The organism is Stutzerimonas stutzeri, assembly GCF_002909485.1.
Lineage (GTDB): Bacteria > Pseudomonadota > Gammaproteobacteria > Pseudomonadales > Pseudomonadaceae > Stutzerimonas > Stutzerimonas stutzeri_AH.
In genome coordinates, this window is the sequence record NZ_PPXG01000005.1 from 339,917 (window position 1) to 366,122 (window position 26,206).

The window sequence follows — 26,206 nt, forward strand, 5'->3', positions numbered from 1 at the left end:
ATCTACGGAGTGTTAACAACAATGGCAAAGATCGTCGACATCAAGGGGCGTGAAGTTCTGGACTCCCGTGGCAACCCGACCGTGGAAGCCGACGTGATCCTGGACAATGGCATCATCGGCAGCGCCTGTGCGCCGTCTGGTGCGTCCACAGGTTCCCGTGAGGCTCTGGAGCTGCGCGATGGCGACAAAAGCCGCTACCTGGGCAAGGGTGTACTCAAAGCCGTGGCCAACATCAACGGCCCGATTCGTGACCTGCTGCTAGGCAAGGACCCGCTCGATCAGAAAGCGCTGGACCACGCGATGATCGAGCTCGACGGTACTGAGAACAAAGGCAAGCTGGGCGCCAACGCAATCCTCGCCGTGTCCCTGGCCGCTGCCAAGGCCGCTGCACAGGATCAGGACCTGCCGCTGTACGCACATATCGCCAACCTCAACGGTACGCCGGGTCAGTACTCCATGCCGGTGCCGATGATGAACATCATCAACGGTGGCGAGCACGCCGACAACAACGTCGATATCCAGGAATTCATGATTCAGCCGGTCGGCGCCAAGACTTTCGCCGATGCTCTGCGCATGGGCGCGGAGATCTTCCACCACCTCAAGGCAGTGCTCAAGGCGCGTGGGCTGAGCACTTCGGTTGGAGACGAGGGTGGCTTCGCGCCAAACCTGGAGTCCAACGAGGATGCCCTGAGCGCGATTGCTGAAGCCGTCGCCAATGCTGGCTACACCTTGGGCGACGACGTCACTCTGGCGCTGGATTGCGCATCGAGCGAGTTCTACGCGGACGGCAAGTACGATCTGGCCGGTGAGGGCAAGGTGTTCGACGCCGCAGGCTTCAGCGACTACCTGGGCGGCCTCGCCGAGCGCTACCCGATCATCTCCATCGAAGATGGCATGGATGAATCCGACTGGGCTGGCTGGAAGGTGCAGACCGAAAAGCTCGGCGGCAAGATGCAACTGGTCGGTGACGACCTGTTCGTCACCAACACCAAGATCCTCAAGGAAGGCATCGACAAGGGCATCGCCAACTCGATCCTGATCAAATTCAACCAGATTGGCTCGCTGACCGAAACCTTGGAAGCCATTCAGATGGCCAAGGCTGCCGGTTACACCGCAGTCATCTCGCACCGTTCCGGTGAGACTGAAGACAGCACCATCGCTGATCTGGCTGTGGGTACTGCCGCTGGTCAGATCAAGACCGGTTCGCTGTGCCGCTCGGATCGCGTATCCAAGTACAACCAGCTGCTGCGTATCGAAGAGCAGCTGGGCGGCAAGGCTCCTTACAAGGGTCGTGCTGAATTCCGCGGCTGATTCTCGGCACTTAAAAAAGGGCGGCGCGAGTCGCCCTTTTTTGTTTCAATCGGCACCGTGCACCTGTGCAGTTGGTTAATCGCCCGTACATTGCTAGTGCTGTTTGCCCATACCGAACTATTGTCGAAGTCGTTTCATGCCTTCTACGCGTCGCCCCTACTGGTTGTTCATCGTGCTGATACTGCTTCTTGGCGGTCTGCAGTATCGTCTCTGGGTGGGCGAGGGCAGCCTGGCGCAGGTTAATGGCCTGAACAAGCAGATTGCCGATCAACAGGGCGAGAACGAGCGGCTTCTGGAGCGCAATCGAATTCTCGAAGCGGAGGTCCTGGAGCTCAAGCAGGGCATGGAGACCGTCGAGGAGCGTGCGCGACAGGAACTGGGCATGGTCAAAGAGGGCGAGACCCTCTATCAGCTGATCGAATGACCCCCCGCCAGCCGCCGTTGTTCTGGGTAGTCATCCCCGCTGCCGGCGTTGGCAGCCGCATGCGCGCCGATCGCCCCAAGCAGTACCTGCAGTTGGGCGAGCGCAGCATTATCGAGCACACGCTCGATTGTTTTCTGGATCATCCCGCACTGGCCGGGGTTGTGGTCTGCATTGCCCCTGATGATCCCTACTGGCCACGTCTACCCTGTGCGAGCAATGTCCGCATTCATCGTGCTGCGGGTGGTCGCGAGCGCTCCGATTCCGTGCTCAATGGCCTGCAGTGTCTCCACGAACTTGGCGCGGATGCCTGTGACTGGGTACTGGTGCATGACGCAGCCCGGCCCAATCTGGCGCGCGAGGATCTGGACAAATTGCTGCTGGAGCTGGCCGGCGACTCGGTCGGTGGTCTGCTGGCAGTTCCGGCGCGCGATACGCTAAAGCGCGTGGGGGCGGACGGGCGCGTGCTGGAGACGGTTGATCGCAGCGTGGTCTGGCAGGCTTTCACGCCGCAGATGTTCCGCCTCGGAATGTTGCGTGAGGCGCTTGAAGCGGCGCTCGAGACAGGTGTGCAGGTTACTGACGAAGCTTCGGCGATGGAGTGGGCTGGTCAATCACCCAGGGTGGTGGAAGGGCGGGCAGACAACCTCAAGGTGACTCGGCCTGAAGATCTGGAGTGGTTGGCGCAGCGTTGGCACGCTGATCGCACGCAATGAGATGCGGGCAGAGGGCTGCCCGCACTTGTTCGTCAGAAGCGATAGATCGCCGCCGCCCCGGTACCGGTCGGCATGCGTTCGGTTGGCACCACGACGACTTCTCCGCCTTGCTCGAGCGTCCAGATTGTTAGCTCGTCAAGCACGTCGGGCGTATTGACGTCGTCTTCGTTCGTGGGGGTTGCTGTTCCGTCAGCTTTGTCGACGTGTCCGGGGATTTGCCGCTCGGCCTCCACCAGCAGCGTGGCGACCCGGCCTTGGCGAGTGGCCTGGCCGATGTCTTCCAGGTGGTCGGATGCAAGCCCCTGCCCGTGGGATGCCCCAAACTGATTGAGCAGCCCTTCCAGTCGCTTGAGATAACGCGGCTGCATCACCATCCAGCTTTTTTCGCGCAGCTCGTTGACGTTCACGGCGCTCTGGCCGGTCTCAATGCCTTCTGGCAGCAGGCACTCGTTGTGGCTGAGCCGGCGGAAATGTGACTGTTGTTCCGGTAGCGCGGCGAGAATAAGGGGCAGGCCGGAGGGCTTGGAGTGGTGCTCGATGATGGCGCGATCCACTTCGCGGAAGTAGCGATCACGGTCGCGGTCGATCTCCGCCTGCTTGCCACTTCCACCAGACTCTACCTGCATCGGGTCACCCCGTTCGCTGGCCCGGCCGTAGCCTTGGGGAAAGCCACTCTGACCTTTCGCGGTCAGGTCGCTGCCCAGCGCGTCGGCAAGGGTTTTGGGCACTGCATCGTGCAGCCTGACCTCGTCCAGTGCATCGCGGTTGCCTTCGAACAGGCGTACCGAGTCGCGCGATAGGCAAAGAATCTGAAAGCGGTCGGCCGATTGCGCAATGCGTACCAGCGGCTTGAGGTGCATGCGTGCATTGGCTACGGCCATCTCTGGCACGCTGCGTTGCAGACGATAAACCTGGAAGTAGTCCTTTGCAGCGAACGCTGCCAGCCCATCGAGGCTGTGGTTCCAGAAGTCGCTGTTGTCGATCAGGGCATAAAATGGCTGGAGCAGGGCTGGCGCCTGGTCGGCGTGGCCTTGTCGCTTGAGGGAATCTTCCAATTGCTTGACCAGATGCTTGAAGCGAATTGGGTCTTGCTGACGTTCCGGGAAACTGCGATGAGTGGGTTGGTATACGGATAGACAGGGTCCATCGCGCTGTGACAGCAGTTTGGTCAGGGTTTCTCGATCGAGTAGTCGGTTCATGCGTGGCCTCCAGGTGGCTGTGGTTCGGTCCCTCGCAGAGATGTCGATGGCGCCCTCAATAGCCATCGGGGGCCAGGTCAGTGGCGGTTGAGTTTGTCCAGTGCGTGACCTAGTGCGTGGTTCAGCTTTTCCGCTGCGCCGTTGATTGCCAGATCAAGTGTTTCGGCCTTGTGGGTGGTCGAGATTGGGTCGTGGCCTTTAACGCGCGCTTCCATCTGGCAGCGCTTGTCCTGCGGCCCGCTCTTGTTGCTGTTTTCATCGTTGAGATGCACCTCGACTCGGGTCAGATGATCATCGAAACGCTCAAGCTCGGTCTCCACCGTCGCCTTTACCCGCTCTTCAAACTCACTGGTAACGCTGATGCTGTGGTTGCTGTTCACCAGAACCTGCATGGTTTCCTCCTGATTGCAGCGCCGCACCCTCCAGCACATTCGGCTCGTAGAGTTGCAGCTACACAAGGTACGACGTAGGGCGAGTCCGGCGGGTTCCTCCGCCTGAGCGGCCTCGGACGCGCGGTTCAAGTCCTGTTCAGCTTTGTCTGCCGGCGTATTCGTTGCGGATGGCAAGACCGGCCTTGAGGGCTTCGACGAGCAGGCGAACCTTCGGCAGCGGATAACGGCGTTGCGGGTACACCGCCCAGACGGCCGTGTCCGGCGGCTGATTGCTTTCCAGCAATGAAACCAGCTCGCCCCGCTGCAGCGGCCCTTGCACGTAGTAGTCCGGCAGCTGGCACAAACCAAAGCCACGCAGTGCGGCGTCCAGTACCGCCTCTCCGCTGTTGCAGCGCCAGTTGCCACTGGGTTTGAAATGCTGCTCGCGACCTTCGACCTGGAAGGACCAGACGTCGCTCGTGCCGATCAGGCAGTTATGCCGCGCCAGTTCCGACAAGGTGTGCGGTCGTCCGTAGCGCTCCAGATAGCTTGGGGCTGCACATAGGTACATGGCCCTCGGTGCGATGCGGGTGGCCACCAGACGTGATTCGCTCAGTTTTCCGAGGCGAATGGCCAAGTCATAGCCTTCCTGAACCAGATCGAGGGTGCGGTTGGATAACTCGATGTCCACGCGCAGTTGCGGGTGTCGGGCCATGAATTCGTTTACCAATGGCACAATGAAGCGTTCGCCATAAGCCACCGCTGCGGTCATGCGCAACAGCCCCGTGGGCGCGCTGTGCAGGTCGCTGATGGCGAGGAATGCTTCGTCGCGCTCTTCGATCAGCCGCTGACAGCGCGCAAAGAACGTATGGCCAGCCTCGGTGAGCGAGACTCGACGGGTGGTGCGATAGAGCAGCCGCGCCTGCAGGCGCTCTTCGAGACGAGCGACCTGGCGGCTGACATGCGAGGAGGAGACACGCAGGCGCTCAGCAGCACGCATGAAACTCCCGCATTCGGCCACAGCCACGAATTCATCGAGACCTTCCCAGCGGTTCATTCGATCTCCGGTTTCAGGGTGTAGGTGGCGTTGATACGGACATCATTGTAGCGGCCTGCCTGATTATTGTCCCCGTATGGCAATAATGTTTTCCAAAGGTGGTCATTAATCCCATTTTGACGATGAATTACACTGTCGCTTTCCCATTACATCGAGAGAGCCGTCCATGACTATCAAGTCGCGTGCCGCCGTTGCCTTCGGCCCCAATCAGCCCCTGCAGATCGTGGAAGTGGATGTTGCGCCGCCAAAGGCCGGTGAGGTGCTGATCCGAATCGTCGCCACAGGTGTCTGCCACACCGACGCCTATACGCTCTCCGGCGAGGACTCCGAAGGCGTATTCCCGTGCATCCTCGGTCACGAGGGCGGCGGCATCGTCGAAGCAGTGGGTGAAGGCGTTACCTCGGTCGCCATTGGCGATCACGTGATTCCGCTCTATACCGCCGAATGCGGTCAGTGCAAATTCTGCAAGTCTCAGAAGACCAACCTTTGCAGCTCCGTTCGCGCCACCCAGGGCAAGGGTCTGATGCCGGATGGCACCTCGCGTTTCAGCTATCAAGGCGAGCCGATCTATCACTACATGGGTTGCTCGACCTTCTCCGAATACACCGTGCTGCCGGAGGTCTCGGTGGCGAAGATTCCGAAGGAGGCACCGCTGGAAAAGGTCTGCCTGCTGGGTTGCGGTGTCACCACCGGCATCGGCGCAGTGCTGAACACCGCCAAGGTCGAGGAAGGTGCGACCGTGGCGATCTTCGGCTTGGGTGGTATCGGCCTGGCAGCTATCATCGGAGCGAAGATGGCCAAGGCCAGCCGGATCATCGCTGTCGATATCAACCCGAGCAAGTTCGCCATCGCCGAAGAACTGGGTGCCACCGACTTCGTCAATCCGAAGGAGTACGACAGGCCGATTCAAGAGGTTATTGTCGAGATGACCGATGGCGGCGTCGACTATTCGTTTGAATGTGTTGGCAACGTACAGCTGATGCGCGCCGCTCTAGAGTGCTGCCACAAGGGCTGGGGCGAGTCGACCATCATCGGCGTCGCTGGCGCAGGTCAGGAAATCAGCACCCGTCCATTCCAGTTGGTCACTGGGCGCGTCTGGCGCGGCTCGGCGTTCGGTGGCGTTAAGGGTCGTACCGAGCTGCCGAGCTATGTGGAGAAGGCGCAAAGCGGCGAGATTCCTCTGGACACGTTCATTACCCACAATCTTCCGCTGGACAAGATCAACGAAGCTTTCGATCTGATGCACGAAGGCAAGAGCATTCGTACCGTCATCCATTTCTAAGCCAGTAGCCGCAAGCCATAGCATGTCGGGCAAGTCCCGCCTGTGGCTTTGCGGTTGCCTGGAGGGCCTATGAGTCTCGAAATCGTTTCCAGCAACAAGAGCTTTGGCGGCTGGCACAAGCGCTACCGCCACCGTTCCGTCAGCCTTAACTGCGACATGGTGTTCGCTGTGTACCTGCCACCCCAGGCGGAGCAGGGCGAAAAGCTGCCGGTGCTGTACTGGCTATCAGGCCTGACGTGCACGGACGAGAACTTCATGCAAAAGGCCGGAGCGCTGCGTCTGGCTGCGGAACTCGGCCTGATCATCGTCGCCCCGGATACCAGTCCGCGAGGGGCAGGTGTGCCGGACGATCCCGAGGGTGCTTGGGATTTCGGCCTTGGCGCGGGCTTCTACCTTAATGCCACTCAGGAACCCTGGGCGCAGCACTATCGAATGTACGACTACGTAGTGGATGAGCTGCCGGCATTGATCGAGGCGAACTTTCCCGTCTCCGACCGGCGCGGTATCAGCGGACACTCCATGGGCGGTCACGGCGCACTGATCTGCGCGCTGAAGAATCCCGGGCGCTATCACTCGCTGTCGGCTTTCGCACCTATCAGCAACCCGCTCAACTGCCCATGGGGTGAAAAGGCATTCAGCGGTTATCTAGGCGAAGATCGTTCCCGCTGGCGCGAATGGGATGCCTGCGTGCTGATCGCTGAGGCGCGCGAGCAGCTGCCAATGCTGGTCGATCAGGGTGATCGCGATGACTTCATGGAGGGCCAGCTCAAGCCTCAAGCGCTGCGAGCGGCGGCGGATGCTACCAATCATCCGCTGACCCTGCGAATCCAGCCAGGGTATGACCACAGCTACTACTTCATCGCCAGCTTCATCGATGAACACCTTCGCCACCATGCCGAGGCGTTGAGGCGTTGATGTTTACGGAACGGGCACGGCAGTGTCGCGTTATCCGCCGTTGGGTGGCGGGCTGAAGCCCGCCCTACGCGGCGGAGTGACGCCGGGCAGCAATAAAAAAGGCCCGACCGGTCACCCAGTCGGGCCTTCCGTCGCAAGGAGCTAGAGCGACGGATAATCGGTATAGCCAACCGGACCCTGGGCATAGAACAGCTCGGGTTTGGGTTCGTTTAGTGGAGCGCCCTGGCGTAGCCGCGCGACCAGATCCGGGTTGGCGATGTAAGGAATCCCGAACGCGACTGCATCGGCTTTGCCTTCTGCCAGCCAGGCGCTGGCCTGTTCCTTGGTAAAGCGTTCGTTGGCGATGTATACGCCTCCGAAGATCTGCTTCAGCTGCGGGCCCAGGCTGTCTTCGCCGACCTTCTCACGAGTGCAGATGAACGCTACACCGCGCTTGCCCAGCTCGCGGGCGACATAGCCAAAGGTCTCTGCACGGTTGGAGTCGCCCATGTCATGGGAGTCGGCACGTGGAGCCAGGTGCATGCCAACCCGGCCAGCCCCCCACACCGAAATGGCGGCGTCGGTAACTTCCAGCATCAGCCGTGCGCGGTTCTCAAGCGAGCCACCGTAGGCATCGGTGCGCTTGTTGGTGCTGTCTTGCAGGAACTGGTCAAGCAAGTAGCCGTTGGCGCCGTGTATTTCCACGCCGTCGAAACCGGCTTCCTTGGCGTTCTCAGCACCCTTGCGATAGGCCTCGATAATGCCTGGTATCTCATCGGTCTTCAGCGCCCGCGGTGTTTCGTAATCCTTCATCGGTCGAACCAGGCTGACATGGCCGGCTGGCCTGATGGCGCTGGGTGCGACCGGCAGTTCACCATCCAGATAGATCGGATCGGAGATTCGGCCGACATGCCACAGCTGCAAGACGATCTTGCCGCCCTTGGCGTGTACCGCGTCGGTGACCTTCTTCCAGCCCTGAACCTGTTCGGCGGACCAGATACCGGGGGTGTCCGGATAGCCGACGCCCATCGGGGCTACAGAAGTAGCTTCGCTGATGATCAGGCCAGCGTCGGCGCGCTGTGCGTAATACTCGGCAATCAGCTCGCCGGGCACGCGGCCGGGTTCTGCGCGGCAGCGGGTCAGCGGCGCCATGATGACGCGATTGTTCAGTTCCAGGTCGCCGATCTTGATCGGGTCGAAGAGTGTGGGCATAGCGATACCGCTCCTGTACGGGTGGTGCAAGAAAGGGTTCAGAGTTCCTGGCCGATGCGTTCGACGAACGTCTGGATGACTGCGTCGTTGCGCTTGAAAAAATGCCATTGGCCGACCTTTTGGCTGGTAATCAGCCCGGCCTTTTGTAGGGTCGCCAGATGGGCCGATACGGTTGATTGCGACAGGCCGGCGCGTTGGTCTAGCTGCCCAGCACATACGCCGTTTTCCAGCGAGTGGTGCTGCTCGGCGAAATAGCGCTGCGGCTCCTTGAGCCAGCGCAGGATGTCGCGGCGCAGTGGATGGGCGAGGGCCTTGATGATGTCGTCGAAATCGTCCGGCATTGGCGGCCCTGAATGATGTATATCGGAATGAGGCGAACTATATATCGCCATTTTGCGATATGAGATCGATTCGGCTGATGGTGCTTATCGTCGGTGTCGATGATCGAGTGACATCGTGCGGACCCCTCACGCCGTGGCCGGCTCCTGTAGAATCGCCAGCTCAAGATTTTCCAGGGTTTTTCATCTATGCGTATCGGCCACGGTTACGACGTGCACCGCTTCGGCGATGGCGATCACATCACGCTTGGCGGCGTTCGGATTCCACACAGACTCGGGCTGCTGGCGCATTCAGACGGTGATGTGCTGCTGCATGCGTTGAGCGACGCGCTGCTTGGGGCGGCGGCGCTGGGCGATATCGGCAAGCACTTCCCGGATACCGATCCGCAGTTCAAGGGTGCCGACAGCCGTGTGCTGCTGCGTCATGTTCTTGCGCAGGTAAGGGCCAAGGGTTGGCAGGTCGGTAATGTCGACGCCACGATCATTGCCCAGGCGCCGAAGATGGCACCGCACATCGACAGCATGCGTGCGCTGATTGCTGCGGACCTGCAGGTCGAGCTGGACCAAGTCAATGTCAAGGCCACCACGACCGAGAAGCTTGGTTTCACCGGACGTGAGGAGGGGATCGCCGTTCACGCGGTTGCCTTGCTGGTCCGCGCATGACTGAAGACGAGCTGCTCGGGCCGCGCGCCCATGGCGAGCCCTGTGGCAGTGCGGTGCTGAAAGCGGTTGCCGAGGATTTCCAGGTCGATGAAGTGCTCGACATTCCGCTGTCCGGCGAGGGCGAGCACCTATGGCTGTGGGTGGAAAAACGTAACCTGAATACCGAGGAAGCCGCCAAGCGGATCGCCCGCGCTGCCGGCGTGCCGTTGAAGATGATCAGCTATGCCGGGCTGAAGGATCGCCAGGCCCTGACTCGTCAGTGGTTCAGCCTGCATCTTCCGGGTAAGGCCGATCCCGATCTCTCTGCCGCCGAAAATGAAAGCCTGACGATCCTCATGCGCACCCGGCATCAGCGCAAGCTGCAGCGTGGCGCGCACTCGGCCAATGGCTTCCGCCTGCGCCTGACGGAGCTACGCGGCGAGCCTGCCGCGCTCGATGCGCGACTGGAGCAGATCAAAGCGCTCGGCGTGCCGAACTACTTTGGGCTGCAGCGTTTCGGCTATGAAGGCGGCAACCTGCACGGCGCAAGGCACTACGCGACGAAGGGTGAGCTTCCGGAGCAACGCAACCTGCGCTCGCGCCTGCTGTCGGCAGGCCGTAGCTACCTGTTCAATTGCGTACTCGCCGAGCGAGTAGCCGATGGGAGCTGGAACCAGGCGCACGTGGGCGATCTGTTGGCGTTTACCGACAGCCGCAGCTTTTTCCCAGCTGGGCAAGCTGAGTGCAGCGACCCACGCCTGGCCATTCTCGACCTGCATCCGACTGGGCCATTGTGGGGCATTGACGGCTCGCCAGCAGGTGACGAAATTCAGGCACTGGAGACTGCTGTCGCCGAAACTGAACCAGCGATCGTCAATTGGTTGGCACAAGCTGGAATGAAGCACGAACGGCGCATTCTTCGCCTCCCCATCGGCGGTTTGTCGTGGCATTATCCCGAGCCTGACATTCTGCAACTGGAATTCGTCCTGCCGACCGGATGCTTTGCCACCGCCATGGTGCGTGAGCTGGTCAGCCTGGCAGGGCAGACGGACATCTGATGCGTATTCTGATCGCCAACGACGACGGGGTGTATGCGCCCGGGCTCGCCGCGCTTTATGACGCGCTGGCCGACTATGCCGAGTGCAAGGTGGTAGCCCCGATTCAGGACATGAGTGGCGCAAGCAGCGCCCTCACCCTGGACCGCCCGCTTCATCCGATAAGCATGCCAAACGGCTTCATTGGCCTGAACGGCTCGCCCACCGATTGCGTGCACCTGGGCCTAAATGGTCTGCTTGAGATTGCGCCGGACATGGTGGTTTCGGGTATCAATCTCGGCGCCAATCTGGGGGACGACGTGCTCTATTCCGGCACGGTCGCGGCGGCCATCGAAGGGCGCTTCACCGGGCGCCCGGCTTTCGCTTTTTCGCTGGTTTCGCGCTCGACGGAAAACCTGCCCACCGCCGCGCATATCGCGCGCATGCTGGTCGAGAAACACGATCAGCTCGAGGTGCCGCCGCGGACCGTACTCAGCGTCAACGTGCCCAATCTGCCGCTCGACCATATTCGTGGCATCCGCCTCACTCGCCTGGGCCATCGCAGCCGCGCCAAACCGCCGGTCAAGCAGGCCAATCCGCGAGGGAAGGAGGGCTACTGGATATCGGTTGCCGGCGACGTCGAAGACGGCGGGCCGGGCACCGACTTCCATGCCGTGATGCAGGGTTACGTGTCGATCACCCCGTTGCAGCTTGATAGAACCTTCCGTGAGGCCTTCAGTGGTCTCGAAAGCTGGGTGGAGAACGTGCTGTGAGACATCGCGGACAAGACAACCTGCTGCATGGCTCGGGAATGACCTCACAGCGCACCCGTGACCGCCTGATCCAGCGCCTCTATGAGGAAGGGCTGTCCAGCGCACAAGTGCTGGAAGTCATTCGTCGCACGCCGCGTCATCTGTTCGTCGACGAAGCTCTGGCGCACCGTGCCTACGAAGACACGGCCCTGCCCATCGGGCACAACCAGACCATTTCCCAGCCGTTCATGGTTGCACGCATGAGCGAATTGCTGCTTGCCGCCGGACCGTTGGACAAGGTGCTCGAAATCGGCACCGGTTCCGGTTACCAGACTGCCGTGCTGGCTCAGTTGGTCGAGCGGGTGTTCTCGGTCGAGCGAATTCAGGCGCTGCAGGACCGGGCCAAGGAACGTTTGGCAGAACTCAAGCTGCGCAATGTGGTCTTTCGCTGGGGCGATGGTTGGGAGGGCTGGCCTGCATTGGCGCCTTACAATGGCATCATCGTCACCGCGGCGGCAGCCGATGTGCCGCAGGCCTTGCTCGGTCAGCTGGCGCCCGGTGGGCGCCTGGTGATTCCGGTGGGTGCCGGCGAGGTCCAGCAACTCATGCTGATCATTCGAGAGGAGAACGGCTTTTCGCGCCATCTTCTGGATACCGTACGTTTCGTGCCGCTGCTAAATGGACCCGTGATTTGATCATTCAGCGGAAGGAAGCATGAAGAACGCTTTATTGTTGTACGCCAAGGGCATGGCCATGGGCGCGGCAGATGTGGTGCCCGGCGTCTCGGGCGGTACCGTGGCTTTCATCACGGGTATCTACGATGAACTGCTGCGTTCGATCAGTGCGGTGCCTTACGCCGCTCGCCCGCTTCTGCGGGGGCGTATCGGCGAAGCGTGGAAGACCGCCAACGCCAATTTCCTGTTGGTCCTATTCGCTGGTGTGCTCACCAGCATCCTCAGCCTGGCCAGGTTGATCACCTATCTGCTGGAAGAGCATCCAATTCCTGTCTGGTCATTTTTCTTCGGCCTTATCCTTGTGTCTGTGCACTTGGTGGGCAAGGAAATCCAGCGGCGCAATCTGACGCGGCTGGTGAGTTTCTGCCTGGGTATAGGTTTCGCCTACTGGATCACCGTGGCAGCTCCCATGCAGTGGGGCAGTGGTAGCGTGAGCCTGTTCTTCGCGGGCGCCATCGCCATTTGCGCGATGATCCTGCCAGGTATTTCCGGCAGCTTCATCCTCGTCCTGCTCGGGTTGTACCAAGTGGTTCTGGGCGCCGTGAAAAGCTTGGACGTGGGCGTGATGCTGACGTTCGCGGCAGGCTGCGTGGTGGGCCTGCTTAGCTTCGCTCGGCTACTGAGCTGGTTGCTCAAGCGTTGGCGCGATCTGACGCTGGCGTTTCTTACCGGGTTGATGCTCGGCTCGCTGAACAAGGTCTGGCCTTGGAAGGAGACTCTGACCTGGCGTACCAACTCCAGCGGTGAGAACGTTCCGGTGCTGCAGCAGAATCTTATGCCTGGCGCTTATGGCGATCTGACCGGTCAGGATCCTCAATTGCTACTGGCCGTGCTGTTGGCGGTTGGCGGTATCGTTCTGGTCCTGGGACTCGAGTGGTTTGCCGGTCGACGCCAGCCGATGACGGACGGCGTTTGACGCATTTGTCTATGAAAGGGAGCGGGCATTGAGGCTCACAGCAGTACGGCGGTGGATTCGCGGTCCCGTGATCCGTTCGGTGCTCGGCACTTTGATGATTGCCGGAACACTGGTCGGTTGCGCTTCTTCGCCTCAGGGCGGAGGTGTGCAGGTCGTTGACCGCAATCAGCGTGATCGGGTCACCAGCGGGCAGTACGTTGTGCGCCGCGGCGACACGCTCTGGTCCATTGCCTTCCGCTTCGGTTGGGATTGGCGCGAGCTCGCTCGGGTAAATGGCATTCAGCCGCCCCACGTAATCTACCCAGGGCAAAAAATCCGCTTCGATGGCGGTTCCTCGCGCGTTGCATCTGCCGCACCAAGACCCACACCGCAACCTGCACCGCCGTCCGCGCCGTCGACGTCGGTGGTAGTTACCAATCCGGTGCCCCGTCAGCCCGCAATCACCACGCAGCCGACCCCGCCGGCGAGCCAGCCAGCGCGCACTCCGGTTACGCCAGTGACGCGCTCTGCAAGCGGCTGGGCATGGCCGGCGAACGGTACGATCATCGGTCGATTTTCCTCAAACGGTAGTTTGAATAAAGGAATTGATATCGCTGGGGAATTAGGACAGCCTGTCCTGGCTGCTTCTGATGGGACTGTTGTGTACGCCGGTAGTGGATTACGGGGTTACGGCGAACTTGTGATCATCAAGCATAGCGATACCTATGTAAGCGCCTACGGTCATAACCGCAGGCTGCTGGTGCGGGAGGGCCAACAAGTCAAGGCTGGGCAAAGCATTGCCGAGATGGGATCGACGGGAACCGACCGGGTGAAGCTGCATTTTGAAATTCGTCGCCAGGGTAAACCCGTAGACCCGCTGCAATATCTGCCAAGACGTTGACCTGTCGCCTGCCTGTTCCAGCACTAGGTTCGGCTTGAGCGTAGCAAGGGACCCGCGTCGCTTGGGCCTGTGTCGAACTCGGAACAGGACAAGAATAAAATGGCACTTAAAGACCAAGCGCTGGAGTTTGACGTCGACGATGCGGTTCTGCTCATGGAAACGCCTATCCACTTCGACCAGAAGAACAAAGTGACCAAGGCTGCCGCAGGCAGACCCAAGGCCGCATCCAGCAAACAGCACAAATTCATCGATTACAACCGAGCGTTAGATGCAACCCAGTTGTATCTCAACGAAATCGGTTTCTCCCCTCTCCTGACCCCCGAAGAAGAAGTGCATTTTGCGCGCCTTGCGCAGAAGGGCGATCCGGCGGGACGCAAGCGAATGATTGAAAGCAACCTGCGATTGGTGGTCAAGATCGCACGGCGATACGTCAACCGCGGGCTGTCGTTGCTCGATCTGGTCGAGGAGGGCAATCTCGGCTTGATCCGTGCAGTCGAAAAATTCGACCCCGAGCGCGGCTTTCGTTTCTCCACCTACGCGACCTGGTGGATCCGACAGACCATCGAGCGGGCGATCATGAATCAGACCCGCACGATTCGACTGCCGATTCATGTAGTCAAGGAGTTGAACGTCTACCTCCGGGCAGCGCGGGAGCTCACCCAGAAACTCGATCACGAGCCAAGTCCGGAAGAGATAGCACATCTGCTCGAAAAGCCCGTTGGGGAAGTCAAGCGCATGCTTGGTCTTAACGAGCGGGTCACGTCTGTCGATGTATCACTCGGCCCGGATACGGACAAGACACTGCTCGATACGCTTACTGACGACCGCCAAAACGATCCGTGCGAGTTGCTGCTCGATGATGACCTGTCTGCCAGCATCGACCAGTGGCTGTCGGATCTTTCCGAGAAGCAACGTGAAGTCGTCATCCGACGCTTTGGCTTGCGCAGCCACGAAGCATCTACGCTGGAAGAGGTTGGTCAGGAGATTGGTCTGACGCGCGAGCGCGTTCGGCAGATTCAGGTGGAGGCACTACGGCGTCTTCGCGAGATCCTGGAGCGCAACGGCCTATCCAGCGACGCGCTATTCCAATAAAGCGGACCATTTGCCAGGCCTGATTGTTTGGGGCCTGGCAAATGTTGATTGCCGCAAGTCCCTTACCGAGCAAGCTGAGTTGCGTTGTGCTGCATTCGGTCATTCCATCGAATTAATGCACTCTGACCAAATCTTCACTTTCTCCCGTCGCTTTGTAAGCTTTTGCTTACGGATGCTGTAAGCAAACTATGCGCGGAGTTAGTGTTAAAGGGCGATTTTTGCCGTCTTTTAATTTTCAACTTATTGATCTACAAATATTTTTATAGGTCTTTGCCAATAAATTGGCGAGTCTTTTCCTGAAGGGTGCTGCTTGTTGCCCGACCGGCCATCATTAATATCGCACCCGTGCTCAGGGATTAGCACGGCCTTCAGGATGAAGGTCAGGGATCATCGCAGGAGGCGATGCCATCCAGGAAGATGAGAAGGGATACAGGGAGCAAGGAAGAAGGTGGGCGGGGTCAACCCCGCCCCTTTTTTTTGTTCGCGAAAAACTCCGCTGAACCGAGTGGTCGGGGCAAGGCCTAAGGTAAACAGCCCACCAGTGGAGATAGATCATGAATGGCGACCAGCACAACGACCAGCCAGCCGAAGAGCGCGACGACGTCGCCCGACGTCCGGATGAGGCTGATGAAGATCAGCTCGATGAAGCGATCGAAGAAACCTTTCCTGCTAGCGATCCCATCTCACCCTGATTCCCCTTGTTACGAGGCAACGTCGCAGCTGGGCTCGTGTCCTGCTGCGGCCTTTGCCAACAGTGCCGGCATTACCTGCCTTCGCAGCAGTGGCGCGACGTCCTCTCGTATGCAGGGCGCCACCTCCAGCCATCCCAACTCTTCCAGCTCGGCCTGAGCGCTGACGGTGTGGGGAAGCCGCGCCATGAACACCTCAGCTTTCACCTGATGGCCCGGTTCGTTTGCAGCAGGGGCCTGAAAATGGCCAAGCGGCTTAAAGTCGCGACCCTCCATCGTCAAGCCGAGCTCTTCGTGAAGTTCGCGGATTAGCGTCTGTAAGGCGGTCTCGCCAACTTCCGCCTTGCCACCGGGAAGCATGAAAAAGTGCGTTCCGCGCTTGCGTACGATCAGAATGCGCCCGCTGTCATCGAACAGGCAGGCGATTGAGATCGTCAGTGTGGGGCCTTGCATGGACGTCCCTCGATCGTTGAACAGTGCAATCAGTGTCTTGTTTTGGCGATAGCGCGCGAGACGGTCGGCCAACGTCTCCGGCAGATGGTCTGTCACCGTAAATCCCAGTGCCGCGTAGAAGTCCCGGAGTTCTGGTTTGCAGAACAGCCAGACCGGGCCTTGGACGGAGGCGAGTGCCTCTCGCACCAGTTGTGCACCAACACCTCGGTTTCTCTCGGCAGGGGCCACCAACAAGCCGGTGAGAAAATGCCCCTGCGCGACCGGTGTCAGACATAACCCCGCCACGATGTCGCCGCGACGGGCAATCCAGCATGTCGCCTCGTGGCGTACGCGATTACGGCTGTTATGGGACCTGTAAAACCTGACCAGCAAAGGCTGATGGGCTTTGGACAGCTGCGAGTATTCGTGCATGGCATTTGAGGCGATTTCGAAGGCGACAGTCTAGCGCCTGCCACGTCATCGCCAAAACCCCTGCCCAAGCGGGTGCCGTTCATCCGTTCGCTGCATCTTTTCTGCCGTCTAGGCGCTCTCACCCTTAGCGTTTCCAACGACAGGAATAACAACATGTTGGATTTACTGATCGTACTTGCATTCGTTCTCTATGGTCTCTCGGCGGGGATGCGTGCTCGTGGCAAAGCTTCCCAGAGCCTCGACGAGTACTTCCTTGCCGGGCGAACCATCAAGGGCTGGCGCGCCGGTGTTTCGATGTCGGCCACGCAGTTCGCTGCCGATACGCCGCTTTTGGTCAGCGGTCTGGTAGCTACTGCTGGCGTGTTTGCGCTTTGGCGACTTTGGATCTACGGCCTGGCGTTCCTGTTGCTGGCATGGATATTCGCTTCGGGCTGGCGCCGTGCCGGGGTGCTGACCGATGCCGAGCTGACCCGTGTGCGTTACAGCGGGCCTGCCGTAGTGCCGCTGCGGCTATTCAAGGCGATCTATTACGGCACGGTGATCAACTGCGTGGTGCTGGCGATGGTCCTGGTGGCGGCCATTCGTATTGCGGAGGTTTTCCTGCCATGGCACGAGTGGCTGCCGGGCGGCGTCTATGAGGTGATCCTCGGTGCGGTACAGGCCAGTGGGATTCGGCTGGGGGAGAGCATCAGTGGGCTGGATCAGCTGACGACCAGCACCAATAACCTCATTTCGATTCTGCTGATTCTCGCGTTCACCGCCATGTATTCGATCACTGGTGGTCTACGAGCGGTGGTGCAGACCGATGTCATGCAGTTCAGCGTGGCCATGTTGGGCACGCTGGTGTACGCCTGGTTCGTGGTAGATGCAGCAGGCGGCTTGGGCGGACTGACGGATCGAATCGTCGAGTTGTATGGCAGTGAGCAGGCGGCCAAGATGCTTTCCTTCTCACCACCGAGTAACGCCGGTGAGGCGCTCATGCCGTTCCTGTTGATCGTAGGTTTGCAGTGGCTGTTCCAGATGAATTCCGATGGCACTGGCTATCTGGCGCAGCGCAGCATGGCGTGCCCGACGGATCGAGAGGCACGTATTGCCGGTCTGGTATTCACGTGGCTACAGATCTTCCTGCGTAGCCTGTTCTGGCTGGCGATCGCCATCGGCTTGCTGGTGCTGTATCCGTTCAGTCCGGAGGAGATGAGCGGCGAAGGGTTCACCGCCGCGCGTGAGGCATTGTTCGTTACCGGTATAGACGAGCTGTTACCGCCGGGTTTCCGCGGCCTGATGCTGGTTGGGCTGCTCGCAGCGTTGGCGTCGACCGTGGATACGCATCTGAACTGGGGCGCTTCGTACTGGAGTAATGATGTCTACGGTGGCGTCGTCGCGCCGAAGTTGCTCAAGCGCAAGCCGAAGGACAAGGAGCTGGTGTTGGTTGCACGGCTGTCCAACATCCTCATCCTGTTCATCGCGATGGTGATCATGGCCAACCTAGGATCGATCCAGACAGCCTGGTTCATTTCGCTGCTGTTCGGCGCTGGCATGGGTTCGGTGCTGGTGCTGCGTTGGCTCTGGGAGCGGATCAACCTTTATTCCGAGCTGACGGCAATGGTCGTTTCGCTGATTACCGCTCCGTTGCTGCTCTATTTTCTCGGCACTGACCCTGAGCGGGAGTGGATACGCCTGGGCATCATGTCGCTGGTGACCTGTAGCGCCGCGATTCTCGTCAGCTACATTACTCCGCCAACGGACGAGCAGACGCTGGACCGCTTTTACCGTCGGGTGCGGCCGTTCGGTTTTTGGGGCAAGACCGCTACGCGCTGTGGTGTGACGCGTAGCGAATCACTCAGGGCGCTGGGCGCGCGTTTGTTCGCGGTCGTGGTGACTGCGTTGTCTGTCTACACCCTGCTCGTAGGGGTCGGGCGCCTACTGTTCCCGCAGCCCGGCAGCAGCTCGACGTTTGCCTGGCTGTGCGTCGTCATTGGTATCGCGCTAACGCCCGTCTGGATGTATCTGGCGTTCAGTCGCTACTTCGATGATGAGCATGAAAAAGAGTTAGGCCTGCAGGCAGATGTGGTTGAACCGGAAAGATAGCGGTTCGCCTATGCGCGTGCGAGGTAGGCGCGGACAGCCGAAAGCAGGCTCATCCGCGCCTAGACGCCTTAATATCTGTCAGGCCGCTCGTGCTTGGTGTGATCAGGTCACGACAAGTTGCTGTAGAAAGTTCTTCAGCGCCGGACCCGGCTCGTCGTCCTCGGACGCGATCATGCGGATTCCCCACTGCCGCAGCACTTCTTCCTGAACCGGGTTGGGTTTGTGCGAGAAGACATAGGAAATGGGGCGAACGCCGAGGGTTTCGTGTTCATTCCAGATTTTCGAAAGCTTGTGAAAGAGCAGTCGGATATTGGTATCCGAAAGGCTGTAGCCGATAAACAGGACGGCCTTGCTCAGCGTGTCGGCGCGTAATTTGATGTCCAGGGGCGTTTCGAACTGCAGACGCTGGTAGTAGCTGGTTTCATCAAGAACGATCGACGCGTCATCGTCGAAGTCGCCATGGAACTTGACGATCTGTCTGACACCATCGCGGGCCTTGGTGAGGTCGCTGGCATTGGCGATCTTGATGTAATCGACGGCATGGGCATCGTGGGCGTACTCAAGCCATCGGTCGTAATTGGTGGTGTAGATCGCAGGAAAGCGACCGCGCACGATCAGGCGGTGAATCTCCGAGTCACGTATTTCGATGTTGCGATGCCACTCGCGGTCCATCCAGCTACGCAATGGGCCGATGCTGCCTTTCTTGATCCGGTAATACTCGGCCAGCGCAAGGAAGTTGCCATAGGTGTTGAATACTTCCGGGTCGTAATCGAGCTGAACCGCGATCTCGTCGATCAGCTCTTTCCAGGGAGGCAGGCCGATATTGGCGGAAACCCCGGAGCCGACGAAGAGGATCAGACGATTGTTTCGGTACGCTTCGCGGAGCTGGTCCATGAGAGGTCAGGACTCCCGCAAAAACGTTACGAATGCGTCTAGCGCACGCCGGCGCATGGACAGGCCGTTCTTCTGCGTGCCCAGCTGCGCAAATGTCTGGTTTTGGCCTTCGGGAATGAATACGTCATCCCATTCGAATCCTCCATGTCCGACGGGAGACGGGGCAATGCGTCCCGGCACCACACCCTCGAAGAAATGCCGTTTGCGGCCATCGCAATAGCCGATCAGGGTTCGCGCTTCGGCTGCAGGATCATCCAGACGCCCGATCAGCTCCGAGAACCGCTTGGCCTGTAGTCGGTCCCAAAATATCTGAGTCAGGCCGCCGGGAAAGCCGTTGAGGCTGTTGATGAACAGCCCGGTGTGTTCGACGAAAACTGGCTTTCCGATCATCTTGAACGCAACCAGCAGCTTGTCGCTCACCAACTGATACAGGTCCTCGGTGCGCAGTTCCTCGATACGGATCGGAAAGGGTTTTACCTCGATCCCACTGGGCTGGAGGATCTCGCGGACCTCAAGGATCTTCTGCGGATTGATGGACGCGAAGCGGATTTTCATGGAACGAGCCAGCTCCGTTTTCGACGGATGAATGCTGCCGCTGCGACGGCCGCCCTTGTCTGTATGACGCAGGGTGAGTGGCTCGGTTCTGCTGGCCAGCGGATTAATCGATCAGGCGCACCGCCTCGTGCGCCTTAGGGCGATGCATCCCCGCGCCTGGAGCGAAGGGACTGGGGGGAGGGTGCTTCAACGCCGACCCGGACGCATCGGGCAGGCCGCCTGCACCTGGCGGATCCGCTCGGCGGGGACGCGCAGCTGTCGCAGCAGATACTCGGCAAATTCTGGCGTATATGGCTGACGGGCAATGGCCTGTTCCATGCAGAACAGCCAGGCGTCTCGCTCCGCCTCGCCGACCTGCCAGCGAGTATGGAATTGCGGGATGCTGATGCTGCCGTACTTCTCGGCGTAGCGCTTCGGGCCTCCGAGCCAGCCGCTAAGAAAGCACGCGAGCCGATCCTGTGCCTCGCTCACATCTGGCGGGTACATGGCGCGGACGCCTATGGCCTGTGGCGCTTCATCCATGACCTTGTAGAAGTCCGCGACTAGCTGTTGCAGCCCGGGCTCGCCGCCCGCTGCTCGGAAAGACGCGTCGTCGACGCCGAAAGCAGGAGGTTGATCGAGGTTCATCAGCTCGCCTCTGGCTCATTGAAGTGGCGCCGGATGATGCGCGCTTGTGCCAGATCAAAACAAGTGCAAGCAGCACCGACAGCGGGGTGAGAGCTGGTCTAAGCTAAAGACCCATACAAGAGCGGAGAGAGCAAATGCGCAAGCTTCTGGTTGCATACGACGGTTCGGAAAACTCCAAGCGCGCCCTGCAGTATGTCGTCGACCTGGCGCGCGATACCGGCCTTACGCCGCAGGTCCACGTGGTCAATGTCCAGCATGAGCCGGTCATCTACGGCGAATATTTCACCGCGGCGATGTACGACGAGCTCAATAAAAGCATCATTGCCAAGGGACGTACTGTTCTCGACGAGGCGGCTGCCGTGCTTCAGGCCACTGGCCTGAGCTGCGAGACCCATGCGCTCATGGGCAACGTCGCTGAACAGGTCGCCGATGCGGTCAAGCGTCTTGGGTGCGACACCGTAGTGATGGGCACCCGCGGTCTTGGTAGCTTCACCGGACTGCTACTGGGTTCGGTGGCGAACCGGGTGATCCATGAGGTATCGGTCCCGGTTCTGCTGGTCAAATGAGCTGAACCTGCCAGCCCTGGTCGATCAGTCCTGTTTGCCCTTGAGCAGGTCGGCCAGGTTGGCGAAGGCTTTGAAGGTTTCCTTCGGGCCCAGATCGCTACCGGGCCGGGCTTCGGCGTGGTACTGGTTATCGGTGTAGCGGGAGTGTTCGTTGTCGTGGCAGTACAGGCAGAGCAGCTCCCAGTTCGAGCCATCCTCGGGGTTGTTGTCGTGATTGTGGTCCTTGTGGTGGACCGTCAGTTCACTCAGGCGTTTGCCGGAAAACTCCCGCGCGCAACGCCCGCAGACCCAGGGGTACATCTTCAATGCCTTTTCCCGATAGCCTTGTTCGCGCTGGCTATAGGGTGTGGAGGGCTTGCTGGTGCTCATCTTGAATGCTCGCCGGATTACAGTGCTCGTTAGTAAAGCCGATGGTGATCAGCCAGCCAAGCCGACGTAGACGTTTTGCACGTCATCGTGGGCGTCGATGGCTTCGAGAAAGGCTTCGACTTCTTCCAGTTCGGCGCCCGACAGGCTGACCGGGTTCTTCGGGCGATAGCCTAGTTGCGCGGACTGAACCGTGAAGCCAAATTCCGGCAGGGCCTTGCAGACGGCGTCGAGATCAGTCGGTTCGGTGATGAACAGCGAAGCGCCTTCTTCTGCCGCTTCGAAATCCTGAGCGCCGGCTTCGATCGCAGCCATTTCTGCATCGGCACCGCCTTCAGGTGCGGCTTCGATCATGCCGACATGGTCGAAGTCCCAACTCACCGAACCGGAGGAACCCAACTGGCCCTTACGGAACAGCACGCGGATTTCGGCGACGGTGCGGTTCACGTTGTCGGTCAGGCACTCGACGATGAGCGGAACCTGATGTGGAGCGAAGCCTTCGTATAGGGTGCGTTCGTAGTGAACTACCTCGCCGCTCAGGCCGGCGCCTTTCTTGATGGCGCGTTCCAGGGTGTCCTTGGGCATCGAGGCCTTCTTCGCCTGTTCGACCACAAGGCGCAGGCGCGGATTCATGTCGGGGTCGGCACCGCTGCGGGCTGCAATCATGATTTCTTTCGACAGTTTGCCGAAGACCCTGCCTTTGGCGTTCGCCGCTGCTTCCTTATGTTTAGCTTTCCACTGTGCGCCCATGCTCGTCCCCGTCTGATGTGATGAAGCCAGGGGCGAATTCTATAGCGTATTTCGCGTTCACGTCGCCGGTGGTAGTCAAGGAAGGCAAGGTGCCTATAACAGGCCGATCAGCGGCGGGGCGGTGACTGTGCCGCTCAATATTGTCGCCACTGTATGGATCGGCCATCAGAGGCCGAGGATCTAATGGCTTTTTCGGTAACCAAGGTGCGTCACCATGTCGCCTCGGGATCTGCTGCTTGCATTGGTAGTCATCGTTGTCTGGGGCATGAACTTCGTGGTCATCATGGTCGGCCTGCACGATGTTCCGCCGATGTTGCTAGGGGCACTGCGCTTCATGCTGGCGGCGGTGCCGGCAGTGTTCTTCATCAGGCGTCCGCAAGTGCCGTTGCGCTGGATGCTGGCTTATGGGCTGACTATCTCCCTGGGGCAGTTCGCCTTTTTATTCACCGCCATGAAGCACGGTATGCCGGCGGGACTGGCCTCACTGGTACTGCAGTCGCAGGCCTTCTTCACACTGTTCTTCGCGGCGCTGTTTCTCGGTGAGCGGTTGCGCGCGGCCAACCTCCTCGGGTTGGTGATTGCTGCCTGCGGCCTTGCGCTGATCGGCGCTCAGAGCGGGCTGGGCATGACGTTGAGCGGATTCGTGCTGACCATCTGTGCGGCGTCGATGTGGGCGCTGGGCAATATCGTCACGCGCAAGGTCGGCAAGGTGAATCTTGTCGGATTGGTGGTATGGGGCAGCTTGGTACCGCCGCTGCCGTTCCTGGCGCTGTCGCTGTGGCTGGAGGGGCCGGTGGTGATCGAGGCGGCGCTGCGAGGTATCGGTTGGCAGACGATTCTGGTGCTCGCCTATCTGGCATTTGGCGCAACGATTCTCGGCTATGGGCTTTGGAGTCGGTTGCTTTCACGCTACCCGGCCAGCCAGGTGGCGCCGTTCTCGCTGCTGGTGCCAGTGGTCGGGCTGACGTCGGCAAGCTTGCTGCTAGGCGAGCGACTAGGTTCGCTGCAGCTGGGCGGTGCGTTGTTGGTGATGGTCGGGTTGGGCGTGAATGTCTGCGGCGGCTGGCTGGTTGGCCGTTTGCGCTTGGTCAGAGTCTGAAACGCCCGGCGTTGGACCGGGCGTAGCAGTGATTGCTTCAATGAGTCGCGGCGTGGGCGCCGAGCAGCGAAGTGCCCCCGTCTTTCTTGTCGCGCTTGGCCATGCGTTTTTCTTGTGCGGTTTTCAACGGTTTTTTCTTGCCGTCCTTTTTCGCGTCCATTCCCTTGCTCATGGTGTTCACCTCTGATTGCGTGGCTGGACATGTCCTGATGTGCAAAGGCCTGACTGTCGCTGCTGGAGCGAAGACTGTTTCCCGGCCTGGTGTCTTCCATGACCGCTGCAGTATGGCATTGCTGCGGTACTTTGCACGCAATGCTTTGATGGCGATTCAGCCGAACAGGCTGTGCTGGTCGCGCTGACGACGGCCGGCGTCATAACGCTGGCGGAAGGCAGCCTGGAAGTGAAGGACAAGGCGTGGCAATTCGGCCAAGCGCAGCAGCGTTTCTTCATCAAGCGACGGGTTTAGGAAGCAGCGCCACAGGTGCGCAACGCTGATATCGGGATGTGGGCGCTCGAGCAACTGCATACCGTCGCCGGGGTGCACTATGCCTTCCTCGATGGTCCGATAGAGCCAGCCGGTGCGGCCGCTCAATGACAGCTCGCGGGCCAGGCCGCGTATGCCAAGTCGATTGTCCAGCTTTACGCAAGGTGAACGCGGTTGGCTCACTTCGATTACAGCGTCGCCCCAGCGCAGTCGGTCGCCGATACACAGGCGCTCCTCGTTCAGCGATTCGCTGCCAAGGTTTTCACCGAAAGCGCCAAGGCCAAACTGCGTGCGCAGCTGCGGGAAACGCTGCGCCCAATAAGCGTAGTGCTGCGTCGGGTAATGGCACAGGGTGCGGTCCGGCCCACCATGAAAGCGCCGGTCGGCGATTTGATCGCCTTGTAAACTGTCCATACCCAGCCACAGCGGGCCTTCGCTCAGCTGCTTGACCATCGCAGTGGCCTTGCTGCCGCCGGGTAGGGCGAGGAGGCGTCGACACAACAGCGGGCCGAGGACTGTCCAACTGTTTTGCGGCGTGGGTGCGGAGCTGTCGCTCAAGATTGCTGCGCCTGGTGGAGCCGCTCCAGCTCGCGGCGCACCATCGCGGTGTACTCGGGCGGGCTGAGTCGATACAGCTCGGTGGCGACCCATGCCAACCAGCGGGGGCCGAGCAGCGCTTGCTGATCCAGCAGCCGCTGGGCTTCGACAATGGCGCGCTCGGTGTTGCGTTGATGGAAATCTGCACGACTCACGAATCTTCTCCGTCGCAGTGGTATGAGTGGTTAAAGTTGGGCGATGGTAAACCCAGAGCGGTCGCGTTAGGCTCGATGGATCTTTTTTCGCGCCACGAGAACGACGCATGCCGGTGTCCGTGAACTTCAAGCACAAGATCTCCCGCCAGCGCCCCTATGGCAAGGCTGAGGCGGGTCTGCGAGCCAGCGACGGCAATCTGGAGGCGGTGGTCGACCAGCTGGAGAGCGACCGCGGACGGATCATCAATTCAGCTGCGGTGCGCCGCCTGCAACAGAAGACCCAAGTCTTTCCGCTCGAGCGCAATGCGGCGGTGCGTAGCCGTCTGACGCATTCGCTGGAGGTTCAGCAGACCGGCCGTTTCATCATCCGCACGCTTTACAAACAGCTTGGCAGCAGGGCAGTGGAATTCGGTCTGGACGGCCTCGAGCATGCTCTGGAGAGCCTGGTGGAGATGACCTGCCTGATGCACGACATCGGCAACCCGCCGTTCGGTCATTTCGGTGAATACGCCATTGGCGAGTGGTTCGAGCGCAATCTCGACGCGCTGTTTATCGCCGCCGTGGTGCCGGGGCTTGGCGATGCAGAGCTGCGCAAGCGAATGCTGGTCGATCTCAAACAGTTCGAGGGCAATGCCCAGGCGGTCCGGTTGGTGGTTTCGCTGCAGCGTCTCAACCTGACCTATACCCAGACCGCCGGGCTGCTCAAATATGTTCGCCCCGCCTATCAAGCCAAGCCCGCGAAAGGTACGCCGGGCGCCTATCTGCTGAAAAAGCCCGGTTTCTATCTATCCGAGGAGCCCTTCGTGCGCGCGCTGCAGGCGGCGCTCGATCTGCAGCCGTGCACGCGTCATCCGCTGGCCTACGTGATGGAAGCCGCCGATGACATCGCCTACTGTCTGGCCGACATCGAGGATTCGGTGGAGAAGGGCATATTCAGCGTCGAACGGTTGGCGCAGCTGCTACTCGCCAAGTTCGCCCTGCATGGATCAGTCGATGCCCTGGTACCGGGACCAGAGCGCAGCTTCCGCAGCATGGTCGACTATGCACTTGAGCGGGCGCACAAGGAGCCGATCAACAAGGCGGGCGAGTTCTTCATATGGCTGCGGGTGAACATGATCCATCCATTGGTGCAGCATGCCGCGCGACAGTTCATCGACAACATCGAGACGGTCTACCAAGGCACGTTGGATAGGGCGCTGCTGGAAGATGACAGCCTGCCTAACGCCATCGTGCAGACCTTCAAGGATGTGGCGATGGATCACGTGTTTTGCCACCGCGAGGTGGAAACGCTGCAGCTGCAGGGTTATCGAATTCTTCAGGGTTTGCTGGAGTTTTACGCGCCGCTGCTGCGCGTGCCAGCCCCGGTCTTCGATGCGCTCACCCTTGGGACCTGCCGCAGCGAACCGCATCTCCAAATGCTCGCCCGGCGGTTGCCCAATCAACTGGTCAAGGCTTACCACGAGGCGCTCAAGGGGCACGAAGAGGGTTCGACGGACCGGCCGTTATGGGAGTTCTATTACCGCAACCGGATGCTGCAGGACTACATCAGCGGCATGACCGACCAACTGGCCCAGGATGAATACCGCGCACTTTCGGCGTTGTGATCAGCGGGCGTCTCCTT

At 60.1% G+C, this 26,206-nt stretch carries 31 protein-coding genes; 17 read left to right on the plus strand and 14 right to left on the minus strand.

The genetic code is table 11. From position 1 onward, the window contains the following. Window positions 1-21 precede the first annotated feature (21 nt). From eno to ispD, 3 genes are all read left to right on the plus strand, one after another. Entirely contained in the window at window positions 22-1,311 is a 1,290-nt protein-coding gene (eno, locus tag CXK91_RS14290) for a phosphopyruvate hydratase (RefSeq protein ID WP_103456782.1), read from the plus strand. A gap of 136 nt (window positions 1,312-1,447) precedes the next feature. After that, window positions 1,448-1,735: a cell division protein FtsB gene (gene ftsB / locus CXK91_RS14295; RefSeq protein WP_103456783.1), complete on the plus strand. Its 288-nt coding sequence runs from the start codon at window positions 1,448-1,450 to the stop codon at window positions 1,733-1,735. After that, window positions 1,732-2,448 (plus strand): 2-C-methyl-D-erythritol 4-phosphate cytidylyltransferase, encoded by a 717-nt coding sequence (gene ispD, locus CXK91_RS14300; protein WP_103456784.1) that lies wholly within the window; start codon window positions 1,732-1,734, stop codon window positions 2,446-2,448. Before ftsB ends, ispD begins: the two co-directional genes overlap by 4 nt. A 32-nt stretch (window positions 2,449-2,480) precedes the next feature. On the opposite strand, the gene CXK91_RS14305 is transcribed toward ispD, so the two are convergent. The 3 genes from CXK91_RS14305 to CXK91_RS14315 all read right to left on the minus strand — a co-directional run bounded on the left by CXK91_RS14305 (window position 2,481) and on the right by CXK91_RS14315 (window position 5,075). After that, window positions 2,481-3,647 carry a hypothetical protein gene (locus CXK91_RS14305; RefSeq protein ID WP_103456785.1) on the minus strand — a complete coding sequence of 389 codons (1,167 nt, stop codon included), beginning with the start codon at window positions 3,645-3,647 and terminating at the stop codon, window positions 2,481-2,483. Between the two features lie 77 nt (window positions 3,648-3,724). After that, window positions 3,725-4,039, minus strand: coding sequence for an HPF/RaiA family ribosome-associated protein (locus CXK91_RS14310; RefSeq protein WP_103456786.1), 315 nt, complete (start codon window positions 4,037-4,039; stop codon window positions 3,725-3,727). A gap of 136 nt (window positions 4,040-4,175) precedes the next feature. After that, window positions 4,176-5,075: a LysR family transcriptional regulator gene (locus tag CXK91_RS14315; RefSeq protein ID WP_103456787.1), complete on the minus strand. Its 900-nt coding sequence runs from the start codon at window positions 5,073-5,075 to the stop codon at window positions 4,176-4,178. Between the two features lie 166 nt (window positions 5,076-5,241). Between CXK91_RS14315 and CXK91_RS14320 the strand changes: the two genes are divergently transcribed. Both CXK91_RS14320 and fghA read left to right on the plus strand, forming a co-directional pair. Next, window positions 5,242-6,357: an S-(hydroxymethyl)glutathione dehydrogenase/class III alcohol dehydrogenase gene (locus CXK91_RS14320; protein WP_103456788.1), complete on the plus strand. Its 1,116-nt coding sequence runs from the start codon at window positions 5,242-5,244 to the stop codon at window positions 6,355-6,357. Between the two features lie 69 nt (window positions 6,358-6,426). Further along, entirely contained in the window at window positions 6,427-7,272 is an 846-nt protein-coding gene (fghA, locus tag CXK91_RS14325; protein ID WP_103456789.1) for an S-formylglutathione hydrolase, read from the plus strand. Between the two features lie 141 nt (window positions 7,273-7,413). Here fghA and CXK91_RS14330 read toward each other — a convergent pair whose 3' ends face one another. Beyond that, a complete protein-coding gene (locus CXK91_RS14330) occupies window positions 7,414-8,463 on the minus strand; it encodes an alkene reductase (protein ID WP_103456790.1) in 1,050 nt (349 codons plus the stop codon). Window positions 8,464-8,501: 38 nt separating this feature from the next. Continuing rightward, complete coding sequence (locus CXK91_RS14335; protein ID WP_103456791.1) at window positions 8,502-8,804, minus strand: ArsR/SmtB family transcription factor; 303 nt, start codon at window positions 8,802-8,804, stop codon at window positions 8,502-8,504. 186 nt (window positions 8,805-8,990) lie between these two features. On the opposite strand from CXK91_RS14335, the gene ispF reads away from it, so the two are divergent. From ispF to CXK91_RS22735, 8 genes are all read left to right on the plus strand, one after another. Continuing rightward, complete coding sequence (ispF, locus tag CXK91_RS14345) at window positions 8,991-9,464, plus strand: 2-C-methyl-D-erythritol 2,4-cyclodiphosphate synthase (RefSeq protein WP_103456793.1); 474 nt, start codon at window positions 8,991-8,993, stop codon at window positions 9,462-9,464. After that, window positions 9,461-10,501 (plus strand): tRNA pseudouridine(13) synthase TruD, encoded by a 1,041-nt coding sequence (gene truD, locus CXK91_RS14350; protein ID WP_103456794.1) that lies wholly within the window; start codon window positions 9,461-9,463, stop codon window positions 10,499-10,501. Before ispF ends, truD begins: the two co-directional genes overlap by 4 nt. Continuing rightward, window positions 10,501-11,250, plus strand: a complete 750-nt coding sequence (gene surE / locus CXK91_RS14355; protein ID WP_103456795.1) for a 5'/3'-nucleotidase SurE — start codon at window positions 10,501-10,503, stop codon at window positions 11,248-11,250. The genes truD and surE overlap by 1 nt, the downstream gene beginning before the upstream one ends. A gap of 38 nt (window positions 11,251-11,288) precedes the next feature. Beyond that, entirely contained in the window at window positions 11,289-11,924 is a 636-nt protein-coding gene (locus CXK91_RS14360; protein ID WP_103456906.1) for a protein-L-isoaspartate(D-aspartate) O-methyltransferase, read from the plus strand. A 19-nt stretch (window positions 11,925-11,943) separates the two neighbouring features. Next, window positions 11,944-12,879 carry a DUF368 domain-containing protein gene (locus CXK91_RS14365; protein ID WP_103456796.1) on the plus strand — a complete coding sequence of 312 codons (936 nt, stop codon included), beginning with the start codon at window positions 11,944-11,946 and terminating at the stop codon, window positions 12,877-12,879. Window positions 12,880-12,946: 67 nt separating this feature from the next. Then, window positions 12,947-13,759, plus strand: coding sequence for a peptidoglycan DD-metalloendopeptidase family protein (locus tag CXK91_RS14370; protein WP_103456797.1), 813 nt, complete (start codon window positions 12,947-12,949; stop codon window positions 13,757-13,759). A 99-nt stretch (window positions 13,760-13,858) separates the two neighbouring features. Next, window positions 13,859-14,851, plus strand: a complete 993-nt coding sequence (gene rpoS / locus CXK91_RS14375; protein ID WP_103456798.1) for an RNA polymerase sigma factor RpoS — start codon at window positions 13,859-13,861, stop codon at window positions 14,849-14,851. Between the two features lie 554 nt (window positions 14,852-15,405). Next, the gene (locus CXK91_RS22735) at window positions 15,406-15,543 is read left to right on the plus strand and encodes a hypothetical protein (RefSeq protein WP_181003955.1); all 138 of its coding nucleotides are present in this window, start codon (window positions 15,406-15,408) and stop codon (window positions 15,541-15,543) included. 9 nt (window positions 15,544-15,552) lie between these two features. Here CXK91_RS22735 and CXK91_RS14380 read toward each other — a convergent pair whose 3' ends face one another. Then, window positions 15,553-16,404 carry a GNAT family N-acetyltransferase gene (locus CXK91_RS14380; RefSeq protein WP_103456799.1) on the minus strand — a complete coding sequence of 284 codons (852 nt, stop codon included), beginning with the start codon at window positions 16,402-16,404 and terminating at the stop codon, window positions 15,553-15,555. A gap of 153 nt (window positions 16,405-16,557) precedes the next feature. Here CXK91_RS14380 and CXK91_RS14385 point away from each other — a divergent pair, with 153 nt between their 5' ends. Then, a complete protein-coding gene (locus tag CXK91_RS14385; protein ID WP_103456800.1) occupies window positions 16,558-18,492 on the plus strand; it encodes a sodium:solute symporter family protein in 1,935 nt (644 codons plus the stop codon). 102 nt (window positions 18,493-18,594) lie between these two features. Here the strand turns inward: CXK91_RS14385 and CXK91_RS14390 are convergent, their stop codons facing one another. The 3 genes from CXK91_RS14390 to CXK91_RS14400 all read right to left on the minus strand — a co-directional run bounded on the left by CXK91_RS14390 (window position 18,595) and on the right by CXK91_RS14400 (window position 20,568). Continuing rightward, window positions 18,595-19,386 (minus strand): SIR2 family protein, encoded by a 792-nt coding sequence (locus CXK91_RS14390; RefSeq protein WP_103456801.1) that lies wholly within the window; start codon window positions 19,384-19,386, stop codon window positions 18,595-18,597. A 6-nt stretch (window positions 19,387-19,392) separates the two neighbouring features. Continuing rightward, the gene (locus CXK91_RS14395) at window positions 19,393-19,941 is read right to left on the minus strand and encodes a non-canonical purine NTP pyrophosphatase (RefSeq protein WP_103456802.1); all 549 of its coding nucleotides are present in this window, start codon (window positions 19,939-19,941) and stop codon (window positions 19,393-19,395) included. Between the two features lie 186 nt (window positions 19,942-20,127). Further along, complete coding sequence (locus tag CXK91_RS14400; RefSeq protein WP_103456803.1) at window positions 20,128-20,568, minus strand: group II truncated hemoglobin; 441 nt, start codon at window positions 20,566-20,568, stop codon at window positions 20,128-20,130. A 134-nt stretch (window positions 20,569-20,702) separates the two neighbouring features. Here CXK91_RS14400 and CXK91_RS14405 point away from each other — a divergent pair, with 134 nt between their 5' ends. Beyond that, window positions 20,703-21,134 (plus strand): universal stress protein, encoded by a 432-nt coding sequence (locus CXK91_RS14405; RefSeq protein WP_103456804.1) that lies wholly within the window; start codon window positions 20,703-20,705, stop codon window positions 21,132-21,134. Between the two features lie 24 nt (window positions 21,135-21,158). On the opposite strand, the gene CXK91_RS14410 is transcribed toward CXK91_RS14405, so the two are convergent. Next, a complete protein-coding gene (locus tag CXK91_RS14410; RefSeq protein WP_103456805.1) occupies window positions 21,159-21,503 on the minus strand; it encodes a YajD family HNH nuclease in 345 nt (114 codons plus the stop codon). 48 nt (window positions 21,504-21,551) lie between these two features. Continuing rightward, a complete protein-coding gene (locus CXK91_RS14415; protein WP_103456806.1) occupies window positions 21,552-22,250 on the minus strand; it encodes a YebC/PmpR family DNA-binding transcriptional regulator in 699 nt (232 codons plus the stop codon). A gap of 214 nt (window positions 22,251-22,464) precedes the next feature. Here CXK91_RS14415 and CXK91_RS14420 point away from each other — a divergent pair, with 214 nt between their 5' ends. Then, complete coding sequence (locus CXK91_RS14420) at window positions 22,465-23,349, plus strand: EamA family transporter (protein ID WP_103456807.1); 885 nt, start codon at window positions 22,465-22,467, stop codon at window positions 23,347-23,349. Between the two features lie 37 nt (window positions 23,350-23,386). On the opposite strand, the gene CXK91_RS22920 is transcribed toward CXK91_RS14420, so the two are convergent. The 3 genes from CXK91_RS22920 to CXK91_RS14430 form a co-directional block, all read right to left on the minus strand. After that, window positions 23,387-23,521, minus strand: a complete 135-nt coding sequence (locus CXK91_RS22920) for a hypothetical protein (RefSeq protein WP_256055732.1) — start codon at window positions 23,519-23,521, stop codon at window positions 23,387-23,389. A 156-nt stretch (window positions 23,522-23,677) separates the two neighbouring features. Beyond that, window positions 23,678-24,286: an MOSC domain-containing protein gene (locus CXK91_RS14425; RefSeq protein ID WP_256055731.1), complete on the minus strand. Its 609-nt coding sequence runs from the start codon at window positions 24,284-24,286 to the stop codon at window positions 23,678-23,680. Window positions 24,287-24,387: 101 nt separating this feature from the next. Next, a complete protein-coding gene (locus CXK91_RS14430) occupies window positions 24,388-24,585 on the minus strand; it encodes a hypothetical protein (RefSeq protein WP_103456809.1) in 198 nt (65 codons plus the stop codon). A gap of 107 nt (window positions 24,586-24,692) precedes the next feature. Between CXK91_RS14430 and dgt the strand changes: the two genes are divergently transcribed. Then, window positions 24,693-26,189, plus strand: a complete 1,497-nt coding sequence (dgt, locus tag CXK91_RS14435; RefSeq protein WP_103456810.1) for a dGTPase — start codon at window positions 24,693-24,695, stop codon at window positions 26,187-26,189. Window positions 26,190-26,206: the final 17 nt, after the last annotated feature.

Bases quoted from the DNA above. Each gene is read 5' to 3' on its own strand.
- eno (WP_103456782.1), top strand. From the start codon at position 22: ATGGCAAAGATCGTCGACATCAAGGGGCGTGAAGTTCTGGACTCCCGT.
- ftsB (WP_103456783.1), top strand. From the start codon at position 1,448: ATGCCTTCTACGCGTCGCCCCTACTGGTTGTTCATCGTGCTGATACTG.
- ispD (WP_103456784.1), top strand. From the start codon at position 1,732: ATGACCCCCCGCCAGCCGCCGTTGTTCTGGGTAGTCATCCCCGCTGCC.
- CXK91_RS14305 (WP_103456785.1), bottom strand. From the start codon at position 3,647: ATGAACCGACTACTCGATCGAGAAACCCTGACCAAACTGCTGTCACAG.
- CXK91_RS14310 (WP_103456786.1), bottom strand. From the start codon at position 4,039: ATGCAGGTTCTGGTGAACAGCAACCACAGCATCAGCGTTACCAGTGAG.
- CXK91_RS14315 (WP_103456787.1), bottom strand. From the start codon at position 5,075: ATGAACCGCTGGGAAGGTCTCGATGAATTCGTGGCTGTGGCCGAATGC.
- CXK91_RS14320 (WP_103456788.1), top strand. From the start codon at position 5,242: ATGACTATCAAGTCGCGTGCCGCCGTTGCCTTCGGCCCCAATCAGCCC.
- fghA (WP_103456789.1), top strand. From the start codon at position 6,427: ATGAGTCTCGAAATCGTTTCCAGCAACAAGAGCTTTGGCGGCTGGCAC.
- CXK91_RS14330 (WP_103456790.1), bottom strand. From the start codon at position 8,463: ATGCCCACACTCTTCGACCCGATCAAGATCGGCGACCTGGAACTGAAC.
- CXK91_RS14335 (WP_103456791.1), bottom strand. From the start codon at position 8,804: ATGCCGGACGATTTCGACGACATCATCAAGGCCCTCGCCCATCCACTG.
- ispF (WP_103456793.1), top strand. From the start codon at position 8,991: ATGCGTATCGGCCACGGTTACGACGTGCACCGCTTCGGCGATGGCGAT.
- truD (WP_103456794.1), top strand. From the start codon at position 9,461: ATGACTGAAGACGAGCTGCTCGGGCCGCGCGCCCATGGCGAGCCCTGT.
- surE (WP_103456795.1), top strand. From the start codon at position 10,501: ATGCGTATTCTGATCGCCAACGACGACGGGGTGTATGCGCCCGGGCTC.
- CXK91_RS14360 (WP_103456906.1), top strand. From the start codon at position 11,289: ATGACCTCACAGCGCACCCGTGACCGCCTGATCCAGCGCCTCTATGAG.
- CXK91_RS14365 (WP_103456796.1), top strand. From the start codon at position 11,944: ATGAAGAACGCTTTATTGTTGTACGCCAAGGGCATGGCCATGGGCGCG.
- rpoS (WP_103456798.1), top strand. From the start codon at position 13,859: ATGGCACTTAAAGACCAAGCGCTGGAGTTTGACGTCGACGATGCGGTT.
- CXK91_RS22735 (WP_181003955.1), top strand. From the start codon at position 15,406: ATGAATGGCGACCAGCACAACGACCAGCCAGCCGAAGAGCGCGACGAC.
- CXK91_RS14380 (WP_103456799.1), bottom strand. From the start codon at position 16,404: ATGCACGAATACTCGCAGCTGTCCAAAGCCCATCAGCCTTTGCTGGTC.
- CXK91_RS14385 (WP_103456800.1), top strand. From the start codon at position 16,558: ATGTTGGATTTACTGATCGTACTTGCATTCGTTCTCTATGGTCTCTCG.
- CXK91_RS14390 (WP_103456801.1), bottom strand. From the start codon at position 19,386: ATGGACCAGCTCCGCGAAGCGTACCGAAACAATCGTCTGATCCTCTTC.
- CXK91_RS14395 (WP_103456802.1), bottom strand. From the start codon at position 19,941: ATGAAAATCCGCTTCGCGTCCATCAATCCGCAGAAGATCCTTGAGGTC.
- CXK91_RS14400 (WP_103456803.1), bottom strand. From the start codon at position 20,568: ATGAACCTCGATCAACCTCCTGCTTTCGGCGTCGACGACGCGTCTTTC.
- CXK91_RS14405 (WP_103456804.1), top strand. From the start codon at position 20,703: ATGCGCAAGCTTCTGGTTGCATACGACGGTTCGGAAAACTCCAAGCGC.
- CXK91_RS14410 (WP_103456805.1), bottom strand. From the start codon at position 21,503: ATGAGCACCAGCAAGCCCTCCACACCCTATAGCCAGCGCGAACAAGGC.
- CXK91_RS14415 (WP_103456806.1), bottom strand. From the start codon at position 22,250: ATGGGCGCACAGTGGAAAGCTAAACATAAGGAAGCAGCGGCGAACGCC.
- CXK91_RS14420 (WP_103456807.1), top strand. From the start codon at position 22,465: ATGTCGCCTCGGGATCTGCTGCTTGCATTGGTAGTCATCGTTGTCTGG.
- CXK91_RS22920 (WP_256055732.1), bottom strand. From the start codon at position 23,521: ATGAGCAAGGGAATGGACGCGAAAAAGGACGGCAAGAAAAAACCGTTG.
- CXK91_RS14425 (WP_256055731.1), bottom strand. From the start codon at position 24,286: ATGGTCAAGCAGCTGAGCGAAGGCCCGCTGTGGCTGGGTATGGACAGT.
- dgt (WP_103456810.1), top strand. From the start codon at position 24,693: ATGCCGGTGTCCGTGAACTTCAAGCACAAGATCTCCCGCCAGCGCCCC.